The following is a 13,707-nucleotide window of genomic DNA, read 5'->3' on the forward strand; positions in this document are numbered from 1 at the left end:
TACGTTGCAGCGTTTTATAAAATCACTTCTTTACGTGTAATCCGCATTCTTTGCTGTTGGGGTCTTCCCACCACCAGCGACCGGCGCGCACATCTTCGCCCATAGCAATTGCGCGCGTACATGGTGCGCAACCTATGCTTGGGTAAAATTGGTCGTGCAGTTTGTTGTATGGCACATCAAACATACGGATGTATGCCCATACTTCTTTTTCAGTCCAGTTGCTGAGTGGGTTAAATTTTTCCAGCTGGTTGCCGCTATCAAACTCACGGAAGGGCAGGTTGACGCGCGTGGTAGATTGCTCTGCACGCATACCGGTAACCCATGCTTTTTTATCTTTTAAAGCACGTTGCAATGGCTCTACTTTGCGCATAAAGCAGCACGCTTTGCGCAAATCTATAGATTCGTAGAATGCATTGATGCCGTTGGTTCTTACATAGCTTTCTACCGCATCAGACTGCGGGAAAAAGATTTTAAGCTTGGTGTTGTACGTTTGCTCTGTTTTAGCAATTAAATCGTAGGTTTCAACCGGCAGACGGCCAGTGTCTAGCGAGAAAATCTCAATTGCAATTTTTTGGCGTTGAATGATGTCGGTTAACACCATATCTTCTGCGCCAAAGCTATTAGCAAAGGTGACTTCATTTGCGCCAAACTCATTGGCTGCGCTGCTCAGTAAGGCGAGGACTTCGTCCGCCTTTTGTTTAACGCTTGCTACCAACTCATCCGTCAGTGTTGGTCTGGTCGCAGGGTTGTTGGCGCTAGGTTTTAACATTACTACCTGGCCTAAATCTACATCCGTAGTCATTTATGCGCCTCTGTTATAACGCTTAAACACTGGGCGAGGTTCATCAACCGCACCTTGGTATGGTTTAGTGAAATCGCTCAAGCTGGCAATCGCTTCCTGTGCAGAGCGGTCAGCACGCACTAAGTAGCTGGTAAAGCCGCTGCGTTTTAAGAAAAACAATTGGTCACGTAATACGTCGCCAAACGCACGTAGCTCATTTTTAAAGCCAAAGCGTGTGCGTAGCAGGTTGCCTAATGAGAAAATACGACCATCAGCAAAACGCTCTACAAAAATCGCGATGATAGGTAACACGTTTAAGTCGGCTTGTTTTTGTGTCAGGTTTTCAAGCAGTTCATGCGTTGCTAACCAAACGCCGATTTCACCTTGTGCAATACGGTCTTTAATTTCGTTATTGCGAGCAACGAATACGCTTAAAGGCAAAATGATTTTGCCAGTTGCCGGAATCACTGTGTCGGCAATCTGCGCCTCAGTCACAGTAGCTTCACCAGTAAGTTTAAATAACACCACTTTACCGGCTTGTTTGCGCTCTTCTACTTGCGTCGCTGGCAACTGAACTAGTGTCCAGTCATCAGCTACTATGCTAGCCACGCCATTGTTTAGTTTGATTAAATTACTCATGCTGCAACCTCATTTTTTGCATAGACATGTGCCTTGAATGGGGCAACGCCCAAGCGACGCACAGTGTCAATAAATCTTTCTTCAGGTGTACGTTCTTGAATGTAAACCTCAATTAGTTTTTGCACTACACCAGGCATTTCTTCTGCTGAGAATGAAGGCCCGATCACGGTGCCAAGACTTGCATCGTTGCCTTGTTTGCCGCCAATAGAGACTTGATACCACTCAGAACCATCTTTATCTACGCCAAGAATACCAATATGGCCTACATGGTGGTGACCGCAAGCATTCATACAACCTGAAATGTTGAGCTCCATCTCACCGATGTCGTGCAGGTAGTCCAAATCATCAAATTGCATTTGAATCGCTTTAGCGATAGGAATGCTCTTCGCGTTTGCCAGTGAGCAGAAGTCACCGCCTGGGCAGCAGATAATGTCTGTGAGTAAGCCAATGTTAGGGCTTGCCAAACCATTGGCACGTGCTTTTTCCCATAATGCAAACAGGTCGCTTAATTTAACATCGGCCAGAATTAGGTTTTGCTCATGAGATGAACGTAACTCACTAAAGCTGTATTCATCAGCGAGGTCTGCTACCGTCCACATTTGCTCAGAGCTAATGTCGCCAGGGGCTTGACCATGTGGTTTGAGTGAAAGCGTTACTGCACGGTACCCCGCTTGCTTATGTGGGTGTACGCAACGTTTCACCCATGCTGCAAATGCAGGGTTGCTGGCAACTGCTGTATCAAAGCCGGCGTTATGTGCAGGTACGTTCTCATACGGCATCACGTCAAAGTGCTGCGCCACGCGTGCTAACTCAGCTTCGGTAATCGTGTTTTCTGTATCCTTAATGTGCGCCCATTCAGCGTCCACTTGTTTACGGAACTCATCAATGCCTAAAGCTTTCACTAAAATCTTGATACGCGCTTTGTAGATATTGTCGCGACGGCCATGCAGGTTGTACACACGGATAATCGCTTCGCAATAGGTAAGGGCGTGTTGCCACTCCAGATGCTCGCGTATCACGGTGCCCAAGATTGGTGTACGGCCTAAGCCACCGCCAACCCATACTTTGATGGCCACTTGGTTATTGCTGTCACGGTAGAACTCAAGGCCGATATCGTGCGCTTGCACTAATGCACGGTCGTTTTTAGTACCAGAAACTGCAATTTTGAATTTACGTGGCAATAAAGCAAACTCAGGATGGAACGTGCTCCATTGGCGCATGATTTCTGCAATCGCGCGTGGGTCGATGACTTCATCCGGTGCAACGCCTACGAACTGGTCGGTAGTAATGTTACGGATGCAGTTACCAGAGGTTTGAATCGCATGCATTTCAACCGTGGCTAGATCTGCCAAGATTTCAGGCACGTCTTCTAGTTTTGGCCAGTTTAATTGCAGGTTCTGACGGGTACTGAAGTGGCCGTAGCCTTTGTCGTATTTCTTAGAAATGTCGCCTAGTTTGCGCAGTTGTGCGCTAGATAACATGCCGTAAGGCACGGCAATGCGAAGCATTGGTGCCTGACGTTGAATATATAAGCCATTTTGAAGGCGTAGTGGGCGGAACTCGTCTTCTGATAGTTCGCCTGCCAAGTAGCGGCGAGTTTGGTCGCGGTATTGGGCAACGCGTTCATCAACAATCTGTTGATCTATTTCATCATATTTATACATATAGTGCTTTTTAAACTAACCTTTAAATTAAACTAAAACGAATTTCAAACCAATCACTAGTAGTAACGTGGCTAAAATTAGGCGTAATGTTTTTTCTGGAATTTTTACACTCAAGTGGCTACCGACCCATATTCCAGGTAGAGATCCGATGAGCAATGTGCCTAACAGTTCAAAGTTGACATGTCCAAGCGTCCAATGACCGAAGCCAGCAACCGCCGTTAACGGGATTGCATGCGCTAAATCAGTACCTACTACTTTGAGCGTGCTCATCTTAGGATAAAGGAAGAGCAGTGCCAGTGTGCCAAGCACACCTGCACCTACTGAAGAAATTGTAACTAGCGCACCCAGTATTATGCCAGTAAATATGGTTGCTGGGATTTGAATTTTATCAAAACGACCACTACTAATGATAGTATCTTCGATTTCGCGCATTTTCTTACGCGTTAGGTAGCTGCGGATGATCAAAGCTACCGCAGTTAAAATCAGCGCAACGCCCAAAGTGTGGGTGATGATGCCGGAAATATCTTTTTCAATTTGGATAAGGTGTTTAATCACAAAAATGGTGATTACCGCAGAAGGTAAACTACCTGTTGCCATCCATCCTACTACTCGCCAGTCCACAGATTTATGCGTATTGTGATGCACAAACACACCGCCTGTTTTGGTAATGGCGGCATATAGTAAGTCTGTACCTACCGCCACTGTTGCTTTAAAACCAAATAAAAAAACCAGCAATGGTGTCATTAATGAACCGCCGCCTACACCTGTGACGCCAACAAGCAGGCCTACAGCAAAGCCTGATATTACATAACCAAATTCCATGTGGAGTATCCGTTATTAGTTAACTAAATTTAGACGCGCACTATAACAGTATGTAGTTAACTTTTTTAAGAATATGTTATTCTATGGATATATCGTTTAGTTATATAAAAGATGCGCGTTTGTATGCGTTGATAATGTAAGCGGTGCGCTTGAAATATCTTGTTAATAGATTATTTAGAAGAAGCTAATCTCATGAAGTTACATCAGTTACGTTATTTGCATGAAGTCGTAAAGCAGGGCTTGAATATTACCAGCGCTGCCGATGCTTTGTATACCTCGCAACCCGGAGTAAGTAAGCAAATTCAGTTGATTGAGGAAGAGCTTGGTCTGCAGATATTTAAACGCAATGGCAAGCGCTTAACGGGTTTAACGGTACCTGGTCAGCAGATTGTGATGCTGGCAGACAAAGTGATGCGCGATATTGAAAATATCAAGCGTGTCGGTGATGAGTTTAGTGATGTAGAGACCGGTACTTTAACCATTGCCACCACGCATACGCAGGCGCGCTATAAGCTGCCCGCGGCGGTCAAAGCCTTTATGACCAATTATCCGCGTGTGAAGCTAAATATTCACCAAGGTAACCCTAGCCAAGTGGCTGAGCAAGTGGAGAGCGGCGAGGCGGATATTGGGATTGCGACTGAGTCTATCAGCGAGCGCGAAAGCTTGTTATGCTTGCCTTGTTACCATTGGAATCGCTGCGTTGTGGTGCCGCCTGGCCACCCATTGTTGGACGATGTGCCTTTGACCTTGGAAAAGCTAGCGAAGTACCCGCTGATTACCTATGACTTTGCATTTACTGGCGGTACGTTGGTGTCTAAGACTTTTACCGATGCAGGCTTAACGCCGAATGTTGTGCTTACCGCGATTGACGCGGATGTGATCAAGACATATGTCAGCTTGGGACTAGGGGTGGGCTTGCTTGCTAATATGGCGTATGACGCTGAGCGTGATACGCATCTAGCCAAAATTGACGTTGATCATTTATTTGCCGATAGCACGACCTACTTAGGCGTGCGTAAAGATGCATTTTTACGTGGCTATATGTATGGTTTTATTGAACTGATTGCGCCGCATTTTAACCGTGCGGCGGTTAATCAGGCACTTAAAATCGCTGATTAACAGATTGCTGATTAATTTAGATTAGGTGGTCACCATGTTTATGCTGAGCGCGAGACGTATGTTGCACCAAAGTTATTGTGCTGTGTTTTTTCTTAGTCTGGGCATGGTTGCCTGCAGTTTTAACCAGCCCAACCTAACGCGCAAAGATAATGCCTTGATTGGCCAAGTGCGGCCCGGCATGCCAGCTATTGACCCTACTAATGCTATTTATGAGCTTCCGGTTAACGCTAATGTGAGTTACAAGGATGTGGTTGAGAGCTTAAAAAGCGTTTCTGAAGGCATGAATTTTGTAAATCCAGCTAACTTCCCGATTGGTGAGCATTTGAAGCTACGTGGTGTTGATCCGCAAGGTATTAAAGAAGTGCGCTCATTTTGCAACCTGAGCATGGGTACCGAGATTATTTTGGATCATCCCGAATTTTTGGTGTTTGCGCCTTGTCGAGTGGCGATTTATGAAAAGCTTGATCAAGATAATAAGCTCAGGCTTTATATTGCCCTAGATCGCCCCACCTTTGATTTAAAGAACATTAAGCATCCAACTGAACGTGCGAAAAAATCTGCACAGGAACTAGAAACCAAGTTGCTTGAAATCATGGATAGGGCGCGCAAAGGCGACTTTTAATCTGCTTGTTCCGTAAAAACTGACTGTGCTGTAAAACAGCCTGTTATTACTATCACTATTTATTAACGTTTATTACTAAGATTTAGGTAATCAATTCATGGCTAACCCCATTTTAATTGCAAAGAATAATGAAATTTCCAGCGTAATTTTGCCAAGAATGGCAAACCGTCATGGCTTGATTGCTGGCGCAACGGGCACTGGCAAAACTGTCACATTACAGACGCTGGCAGAAGGTTTCTCAAAAAATGGTGTGCCAGTATTTATGGCCGATGTGAAGGGTGATTTGTCAGGTATGTCTCAGCAGGGTGGCGGTAACGCCCGTGTAGAGGCTAGGGTGCAGCAATTGGCGCTTTCTGATTTTAGCTATGCCAAGTGCCCGGTTACTTTTTGGGATATGTTTGGTGAAAAAGGGCATCCGGTTCGCACCACCATTGCCGAAATGGGGCCTTTGCTACTGGCGCGTTTACTCAATTTAAACGAGGTACAGGCCGGTGTGCTTAACGCCGTATTTAAAATTGCCGATGATAAAGGCTGGTTACTGCTGGATTTGAAAGATTTGCGTGCCATGATGCAGCATGCCTCTGAGAACTCAGCAGAATATCAAGCCTCATACGGTAATATTTCTGCGGCAAGCGTGGGCGCAGTGCAGCGTGCATTGCTACAGCTGGAGACGCAAGGCGCTGATATGCTGTTTGGTGAGCCTGCGCTTAATTTAGATGACTTGATGCAGACCGATGAGCGGGGACATGGCGTCGTTAATATCTTGATGAGTGACAAGCTGTTTAACTCACCGCGTATTTATGCAACCTTGCTGTTGTGGCTGCTGTCCGAACTGTTTGAAAAGCTTCCAGAGGCTGGTGATTTAGATAAACCAAAACTCGTCTTCTTTTTTGATGAAGCACACTTGTTATTTAATGATGCGCCAGCGGTACTGCTTGAAAAAATTGAACAGGTCGTACGCTTGATTCGTTCAAAAGGGGTAGGCGTGTATTTTGTGAGCCAAAACCCACTGGATATTCCTGATGCGGTGTTAGGGCAATTAGGCAACCGTGTGCAGCATGCCTTGCGCGCCTTTACGCCACGTGACCAAAAAGCCGTGAAATCTGCGGCAACTACCTTTAGAGTTAATCCTAAATTAGATGTGGAAAGTGTGATTACAGAGCTTGGAGTGGGCGAGGCGCTGGTTTCATTCTTGGATGATAAGGGCATTCCGACACCGGTGGAGCGCACCTTTGTCTGCCCGCCAGGTAGCCGTGTTGGCCCGGCAACCGATGCTGAACGTGCAGAGACAATCCGTACATCAATCCTGAGTAATGTTTACGAAAAACAGGTAGATCGCGAATCTGCTTATGAGATTTTAAACGCGCAAGTGGCTACGGCTGCAGAGGATGATGCAATAGAAACCGCAGGCAAGAAAGAGGCGGTAAGCCTTGCCGAGAGCGTGTTTGCAACGGCTGCTAAAAGTGCCGCACGCGCAATAGGCTCACAATTGGGCAGGCAAATCATTCGTGGTATTTTAGGTAGTATTTTAGGCGGACGTAAGTAGTTGCAGATATTAATAGAAACTGGGTTTGCTGAGCAAACCATTACTAAGTCACGTTTTATTGCCATGGTGGTGCCGTGTACTTCGGAGCGAGAAGTTGGTATGGCCTTACGCGCTTTTGCGGCTAAACATCCAACTGCGCATCATTTGGCTTATGCGTTCAGACTGAAAACGGAGGATGGTATCGTGCAGCGCTTTTCTGATGCTGGCGAGCCCTCTGGCACGGCTGGCATGCCGGTGTTAAAGCTGCTAGAGGGGCGCAACCTGATTAATGCTTGTGTAGGCGTTATTCGCTATTATGGTGGCATTAATCTAGGCACTGGCGGCTTGGCGCGCGCTTATGGTGGTACAGCAAAGCTGGCGCTGGATGCTACTAAAGTGGCAGATTATGTAGAAATGAAGGCTGTGAAGCTGACCATTGCTTATAATCAAATGGATTATGTTACAAAAGCATTATCAAAATGTAATGGTGGTATCTTAGATAAAGCTTTTAATGAGAATATAGATTTGATTGTCTCAATTCCGGCGGCCGATGTTGCTGATTTTGTGAATAGGTTCTCGATTAAAAGCTATTAATAAACAGTTGGTTACTAATGACTGACTGTTATTTAACCAGTGTTTTAACTGGTATATTGAAGTGATTTATATAAGGTAACTATGGCTAATAAAACACAGAAATCATCAGTGGCCCAAGCAACCAGCTATGATATTGCAGCTTGGCTGCTAACTGGGTTTGCCTTGTTGTTTGTGCTTAAGCTTAGCTTGTTACCTGCACTGTTAGCGGGTTTGCTGGTGTATCAGCTGGTACACATGCTCACGCCGTATATCTCACGTAAGTTTCCAAGCAAGCGCCAAAATAACTACTCTAAATTTTGGGCGGTAGGTATTTTAGTGTTTTTTATTGTGAGTTTGTTATCACTGGCTGGTGCCGGGTTAACTGCCTTTTTGCGCTCTGATGCCGGCAGCCTAACCGTGCTGCTAGCTAAAATGGCGCAAATATTAGAAGACTCCAAAAAAATATTACCGAGTTGGCTGCTGATGCATTTACCGGCAGATGCCTTAACATTTAAAGAAATGTTAACCACATGGCTACGTACGCATGCCGGTGAGTTGCAAGTGGTGGGAAAAGAAGCAGGGCGTGTTACTGCGCATATTTTGATCGGGATGATTATTGGCGGCATGCTGGCCCTGCGAGAGGCGGTGACTGTGGAGCATTTTAAACCGTTTGCCGGTGCGCTTTACATGCGCTGTGCACTGTTGAGCGATGCTTTCAAACGAGTGGTTTTTGCGCAAATACGCATCTCTGCTATCAATACGTTCTTCACGGGCATTTATCTAGCAGTGGTCTTACCTTTGATGGGTATCCATTTGCCTTTAGTCAAAACCATGATTGCGATTACTTTTGTGGTGGGCTTGATTCCGGTGATTGGTAACCTGATTTCTAACGCCGTAATCGTGGTGGTGAGTTTAAGCCAAACGTTGGCGGTGGCGCTGGGCTCTTTACTTTACTTGGTGGTGATTCATAAGTTTGAGTATTTTTTGAACGCGCGCATCGTGGGCGGCCAAATTCGTGCCAACGCATGGGAGCTGCTAATCGCCATGCTGTGTATGGAGGCTGCTTTTGGCCTGATAGGGATTGTGGCTGCACCTATTTACTATGCTTACGTTAAAGCCGAGCTACGTGTGCGTGATTTGATATAACCGTAACTTATATTGTTGATGCTCTTAATCTTTAAGTTCGGTATGATTTTTCCAGCTAATTAACCCCTAAGTTCATTAGTTTTGGCGTTAATTAGCTTTCACGCTTAATCAATTATTGAGCCTCTAAATTATTCCGAACCCTAGTTTTTCGAACTTTTTTTGAATCCCAGTTTCTGTCTATCAAGTCTTCAAGGCGGTAGCTTAGAGAATAATATGATTATGTTCACCACGTTCATACACAATGTGGGCGCGTCCTACCAGTAGTGGGTCTAAACTACCAATTGCCTCAAGGTCTTTATTGGCGTAGGGGAGTTTGTGTAGCACATAACGCATGGCATTGAGGCGGGCACGTTTTTTACAGTCAGACTTGATGACAGTCCAAGGAGAGTCTGCGGTATCTGTGTGAAAAAACATGGCTTCTTTGGCCTTGGTGTAATCATCCCATTTATCAAGTGACGCTAAATCAATTGGGCTAAGCTTCCATTGTTTCAGTGGGTGCATTTCGCGCTCTTTAAAGCGTCTGCGCTGTTCTGAGCGGCTCACTGAGAACCAGAATTTAATGACATGAATACCACATCTTGTGAGGTTGCGTTCAAAATCTGGGGCTTGGCGCATAAACTCAAGATATTCATCGTTGTTACAAAAGCCCATGACGCGTTCAACACCTGCACGGTTGTACCAAGAGCGGTCAAACAACACGATTTCACCTGCGGTAGGTAGTTGCGAAACATAGCGTTGAAAATACCATTGTCCACGTTCAACCTCACTCGGTTTTTCAAGGGCAACTACACGTGCACCACGTGGATTCAAGTGCTCCATGAAGCGTCGAATAGTACCGCCTTTGCCAGCAGCATCGCGACCCTCAAATAAAATGACGACACGTTGGCCTGTTTCTTTAACCCATGCTTGCAGTTTTAACAGCTCAACTTGCAGGCGATATTTTTGCTTCTCATAAGATTTGCGTGATAGCAGATTTTGATAAGGATAACCTCCATCGCGCCAGTCTTTAGCAAGAGCTTGGTCGTTACGTATCCTTGATTTGATCGTTTTACTATTTTTAATCACTGTGAGCGCTTTACTCAACGCTGCGGCATCGTCTGGAGAGGCACCTTTGAGGATAGTATGTAATGCCTCAGGCAACATTGATAGATCATTGCTGGAAATGCGCTGAATAATATCTTGCACAGCTTCGATTTTAGAGCCTTGTGCAGCCTGTATCTTTTCACTCACTGCAAAGTTTTCAATCCCGCTCACGGTGGTATTGGGGGTGATATCACCTGATGATACTTTACGCTGCTTTTGTGTGTTGCTAACAGACTCAGCCACTGACTCTTGTAAAGTGCCCAAAGGCTTCTTAACTTTTTGTTTTGTTGCCATAAAACCGTCTCCGACAATGCTTTGATTGTATTTTTATCCTTGCACAATCAGATGTCAAATGCTCTACTCAACAAAAACCACTTTGTTTGATAATTCTCAAACAAAGTGGTTGAATTTAGGTGAGTAGAATATAAGTTACGGTAATAAATAAAACCGATTCTCTAAGGTTTTGCCATTAGTGACCTTGTCCAATTGCGTACCCACAGACTCGCTTAATGCCGTGAGTCTTTCATCTGGGTGTGGATGCGTTTTAAATAATAGGGCAACACTGGCATCGCTACTGCTGGATTGTCCCAGTGTTTGTAGTACATCAGTCAAACCATATGGGTCGTAACCCGCACGTGTTGCATAGCTTAAGCCTAATCGGTCGGCTTCATATTCGGCAGATTTATCCAGGCTGCGCGCACTGATTTCAGCGCCGCTGCCAATGGCTTTGCTCACAAGGGCATTGTCTTTGGCATATTTGTCACTTAACAAGCCGGCACCCATGCTAAGTAGTTGCTGTTTTTGCAGTACCTTGAGCTGGTGTTTTTTAACCACATGCGCAATCTCATGCCCTAATACGCCGGCAAGTTGCGCTTCATTCTGCAGTTTTTTATACAAGCCTTTGGTCAGCATAATGTAGCCACCAGGTGCGGCAAAGGCATTCAAATCGTCACTCTCGATTACGCCAAAACGCCAAGGTAGCTCTGGACGCTCCGATTGCGATGCAACCCAGCGCCCAACAGAATTAACATATTTTTGCAGTGCAGCATCTTTAACCAAGGGCGCTGCACCTAGCAAGTTGCCAGCTATTTCTCGACCCAAGCTAATTTCTTCTGTGGTACTTGGGTTTTTCCAGTTAAAAGCTGCCGGTTCGCTGGTTGTCGCACTGCTTGATTTTGCACTGTCAGCATTGCTATCGGCTGGCGTAGCTTGATTGCCCGTTTGTTGACCAATTTCTTTTTCTACCGCGTCTTTAAGTGCGCCTTTAATATCAAAAGCTGCAGTTTGCAGGCTGGCTAGCCCTAGTGCTGACGCAAGCAGGGTAGAGATGAGGCGGCGTTTATGTGTGGACATGATGTTGCTCAATGTTGAGTTGGGGTTCATTGCGTACCGCCTTTCACTTCTTTTAGGTTCTTAAATGCAATGCTGTTTAAATTGCCAGCTTTGGCAAAGGCACGCCCCTTGTCTGCACTTAGTGTATAGCTTTCCATGGTTTTAACTTCTTCTTCATTAAATTTGGCGGCTTTTAATTCTTGCTCGCTCAGGCCGCGTACACCGGTAGTGGACACCACTTGGCCAGTGCCAGCGCGTCCACTGGCCACAGCCAGCACACCTGCTGCTTGATTACTCTTGGTAGCTGTGCCGCGCTTAACTGAAAGCAGGCGCACCCAGCCTGAACCTTTTGCAGCTTTCACTTGCAGCCATGCGCCTTGTTTCTTGATGATTTCTAAATTTTCACCACGTGCAAAGCTACCGGTCACTTTGGCGTCAGCAAATGGTTCGTTACGTAGGCTATCATTCTTGAGTGCGCTGCCTTTTTCGGCAGCGACACTGATACCGGCATAAAGTAACGGCACTAAACTACTTAGGAGAAGTGCTTGTTTTAAGTAATGTTTCATTGGTTTTTACCTTCTTAAAGTAATTAACTTGCTTCTAAAATATCTAACTTGATAATGGCTTGCGCAAACAAGCCGCGCCATTGATTTGCCATAGGTTTTTCTGTATTTAATGTGCCGCTATGCAGCGTATAACGCGCAGTTGTGTCTTCAGGAATACCTGTGCCTTGTATCAGTTGGTTCAGCTGCGTGCCCAACTGCGTTGCTTCTTGCGTAGCTTTGCTTGCCTCTGCTTCATTGTCATGCGCATAAGCCCAGCTGACGATAATCATGTCGCTAAATAGCCCCCATATACCACTTTGCGTGCCTTTTAAAATTTCCACAGTTGCGTGTCGCTGAGTCTGTTGCTCAATTTTGTACTGTAATTTTTTGAGCAGACTGTCGCTTAATGGTTCTCGTGTTTCAAACATTATCGGCATGAGTAAGATAGCCGCCCCTTTTTTACCTGACTCTACATCATTGGCCAGTAAGCGTTGCATCGCTCTATCGTTTGCCAATGCATATATCTTGGCTACACTGAAATACAACACTGCCCAAGTAATCGGGCCGGTTAAGTCTAGATAGGTGTTAGTGAAGTTAATCGCTAGATAAGATAGCGTAATCAGGATGATCTGGCTGCTACTAAAAACGCGCGTGACTTTATCGCGATCTATATTGCGGAAAAATGCCAGTGCAGTGAGCCAGACTAAGGTCAAGCTCATTAGGATGTACGGTGTCTTGCCACGCCATACCTTCAAGTAATCATCGTGTTTAATGTTATCGATAGCCGTTGCTAATATCTCTACGCCAGGATGCGCTTTAGCCATGGCCGTGGCTTTCAGGTCAAATAGCGATGGTGCAGTAGACCCGATAATCACTATTTTGTCTTTAAACTCATTGGCTGGGCGCTTTTTCACTTTGCTAGCCATGTCGGTATAAACATCGCTAAAGGTAGCAAATTGATAAGTGAAAGGCTTGCCGCGCCAGTTGATTAGCATGTTTTGCGGCAGGTCAGCAGCGTTAGCTTTCGTGAAGTTCGCCACGGCAAGGGGCAGAGACGGCAATATCCAGCCGCTTTCATCATGCCATAGTTTGTACTCGCGCACGATGCCGTCTTTATCTGGGTAAATATTGTGTGTGCCTAAGTGCTCAGAGTTCAGCGCAGCTTCTAAATGCGGTAAAACAATTGCAATCGGTTTAGCCGTATTACTCTGGTCTGCACCTGTACGCTTAATGCCTGGGATCATATTCGGCGTAATCTGGCTTAATTGGTCACTTTCCTCTGCCAGACGCAGCATAGGGAAGAATGTGTTTTGTGTACCCGCAATCACTTCGTTAAAGTAAGCATCACTGTCTGGATTGTAAATGTCAGGGTCGCTAAACAGAATATCAAACACCACGGCTTTAGGTTGCTGCGCTTCGATATTCTCTAAAAACTCACCCAATACCTGCCTAGGCCAAGGCCAGCGGCCATACTCAGCAGACATAGCGCTTAAAGAGGCTTCGTTGATATCCACAATCACAATATCCGCGTCTGGTTTCGGCACGATGATTCGGTTCTTTACCATCATGTCAAACGCGCGGTCGCGCATGTTCTCACCTACATGAAACACGCTGGCATCTAGTAAAACTAACACGGTGAGCAGAGCGCTCAAATATAAATAAAAGTTGTTATGCAGTCTGCGTGTGATATTTGCCAGTTGCTGGTTTAGCATTAATTTGAGTTTAAGCACGATAAGCCTAACGAGAGTGATAACAGGCTTAAGTTTGGCATAATCTTTATTATTTTAAAAATGCTCTTTCTAAATTTTTTATAGATTACTGCTTTTGCACAGAACTATCTCCAGTAAGTTTGTATC

The 13,707-nt window shown here is 45.4% G+C and carries 13 protein-coding genes; 5 read left to right on the top strand and 8 right to left on the bottom strand.

Features of this window, described 5'->3' with window-relative positions:
* Positions 1–22: 22 nt before the first annotated feature.
* The 4 genes from MMOL_RS05095 to MMOL_RS05110 are packed head-to-tail and all read right to left on the bottom strand — an operon-like array spanning position 23 to position 3,906.
* A complete protein-coding gene (locus MMOL_RS05095) occupies positions 23–802 on the bottom strand; it encodes a phosphoadenylyl-sulfate reductase (RefSeq protein WP_015831948.1) in 780 nt (259 codons plus the stop codon).
* Positions 803–1,420 (bottom strand): DUF934 domain-containing protein, encoded by a 618-nt coding sequence (locus MMOL_RS05100; RefSeq protein WP_015831949.1) that lies wholly within the window; start codon positions 1,418–1,420, stop codon positions 803–805.
* Entirely contained in the window at positions 1,417–3,084 is a 1,668-nt protein-coding gene (locus tag MMOL_RS05105) for a nitrite/sulfite reductase (protein WP_015831950.1), read from the bottom strand. The genes MMOL_RS05100 and MMOL_RS05105 overlap by 4 nt, the downstream gene beginning before the upstream one ends.
* A gap of 27 nt (positions 3,085–3,111) precedes the next feature.
* Positions 3,112–3,906 carry a sulfite exporter TauE/SafE family protein gene (locus MMOL_RS05110; RefSeq protein ID WP_015831951.1) on the bottom strand — a complete coding sequence of 265 codons (795 nt, stop codon included), beginning with the start codon at positions 3,904–3,906 and terminating at the stop codon, positions 3,112–3,114.
* 192 nt (positions 3,907–4,098) lie between these two features.
* Between MMOL_RS05110 and cysB the strand changes: the two genes are divergently transcribed.
* From cysB to MMOL_RS05135, 5 genes are all read left to right on the top strand, one after another.
* Complete coding sequence (gene cysB, locus MMOL_RS05115; protein WP_015831952.1) at positions 4,099–5,025, top strand: HTH-type transcriptional regulator CysB; 927 nt, start codon at positions 4,099–4,101, stop codon at positions 5,023–5,025.
* A 34-nt stretch (positions 5,026–5,059) separates the two neighbouring features.
* Positions 5,060–5,647, top strand: a complete 588-nt coding sequence (locus MMOL_RS05120) for a DUF302 domain-containing protein (protein ID WP_015831953.1) — start codon at positions 5,060–5,062, stop codon at positions 5,645–5,647.
* 97 nt (positions 5,648–5,744) lie between these two features.
* The gene (locus MMOL_RS05125; RefSeq protein ID WP_015831954.1) at positions 5,745–7,193 is read left to right on the top strand and encodes a helicase HerA-like domain-containing protein; all 1,449 of its coding nucleotides are present in this window, start codon (positions 5,745–5,747) and stop codon (positions 7,191–7,193) included.
* Positions 7,194–7,766: an IMPACT family protein gene (locus MMOL_RS05130; protein ID WP_015831955.1), complete on the top strand. Its 573-nt coding sequence runs from the start codon at positions 7,194–7,196 to the stop codon at positions 7,764–7,766.
* Positions 7,767–7,847: 81 nt separating this feature from the next.
* Positions 7,848–8,891: an AI-2E family transporter gene (locus tag MMOL_RS05135; protein ID WP_015831956.1), complete on the top strand. Its 1,044-nt coding sequence runs from the start codon at positions 7,848–7,850 to the stop codon at positions 8,889–8,891.
* Positions 8,892–9,092: 201 nt separating this feature from the next.
* Here MMOL_RS05135 and ppk2 read toward each other — a convergent pair whose 3' ends face one another.
* From ppk2 to MMOL_RS05155, 4 genes are all read right to left on the bottom strand, one after another.
* On the bottom strand, positions 9,093–10,268 hold the full coding sequence (gene ppk2, locus MMOL_RS05140) for a polyphosphate kinase 2 (RefSeq protein WP_015831957.1): 1,176 nt from the start codon (positions 10,266–10,268) through the stop codon (positions 9,093–9,095).
* Positions 10,269–10,403: 135 nt separating this feature from the next.
* Complete coding sequence (locus tag MMOL_RS05145; protein ID WP_015831958.1) at positions 10,404–11,357, bottom strand: M48 family metallopeptidase; 954 nt, start codon at positions 11,355–11,357, stop codon at positions 10,404–10,406.
* Entirely contained in the window at positions 11,354–11,872 is a 519-nt protein-coding gene (locus MMOL_RS05150; protein ID WP_015831959.1) for an SH3 domain-containing protein, read from the bottom strand. Before MMOL_RS05150 ends, MMOL_RS05145 begins: the two co-directional genes overlap by 4 nt.
* 23 nt (positions 11,873–11,895) lie before the next feature.
* Positions 11,896–13,581, bottom strand: coding sequence for a CHASE2 domain-containing protein (locus MMOL_RS05155; protein ID WP_041928541.1), 1,686 nt, complete (start codon positions 13,579–13,581; stop codon positions 11,896–11,898).
* Positions 13,582–13,707: the final 126 nt, after the last annotated feature.

Source organism: Methylotenera mobilis JLW8, assembly GCF_000023705.1.
Lineage (GTDB): Bacteria > Pseudomonadota > Gammaproteobacteria > Burkholderiales > Methylophilaceae > Methylotenera > Methylotenera mobilis.

What these genes read in the sequence shown, in the direction of transcription:
- MMOL_RS05095 (WP_015831948.1), bottom strand. Translation starts at nt 802, where the DNA reads ATGACTACGGATGTAGATTTAGGCCAGGTAGTAATGTTAAAACCTAGC.
- MMOL_RS05100 (WP_015831949.1), bottom strand. Translation starts at nt 1,420, where the DNA reads ATGAGTAATTTAATCAAACTAAACAATGGCGTGGCTAGCATAGTAGCT.
- MMOL_RS05105 (WP_015831950.1), bottom strand. Translation starts at nt 3,084, where the DNA reads ATGTATAAATATGATGAAATAGATCAACAGATTGTTGATGAACGCGTT.
- MMOL_RS05110 (WP_015831951.1), bottom strand. Translation starts at nt 3,906, where the DNA reads ATGGAATTTGGTTATGTAATATCAGGCTTTGCTGTAGGCCTGCTTGTT.
- cysB (WP_015831952.1), top strand. Translation starts at nt 4,099, where the DNA reads ATGAAGTTACATCAGTTACGTTATTTGCATGAAGTCGTAAAGCAGGGC.
- MMOL_RS05120 (WP_015831953.1), top strand. Translation starts at nt 5,060, where the DNA reads ATGTTTATGCTGAGCGCGAGACGTATGTTGCACCAAAGTTATTGTGCT.
- MMOL_RS05125 (WP_015831954.1), top strand. Translation starts at nt 5,745, where the DNA reads ATGGCTAACCCCATTTTAATTGCAAAGAATAATGAAATTTCCAGCGTA.
- MMOL_RS05135 (WP_015831956.1), top strand. Translation starts at nt 7,848, where the DNA reads ATGGCTAATAAAACACAGAAATCATCAGTGGCCCAAGCAACCAGCTAT.
- ppk2 (WP_015831957.1), bottom strand. Translation starts at nt 10,268, where the DNA reads ATGGCAACAAAACAAAAAGTTAAGAAGCCTTTGGGCACTTTACAAGAG.
- MMOL_RS05145 (WP_015831958.1), bottom strand. Translation starts at nt 11,357, where the DNA reads ATGAACCCCAACTCAACATTGAGCAACATCATGTCCACACATAAACGC.
- MMOL_RS05150 (WP_015831959.1), bottom strand. Translation starts at nt 11,872, where the DNA reads ATGAAACATTACTTAAAACAAGCACTTCTCCTAAGTAGTTTAGTGCCG.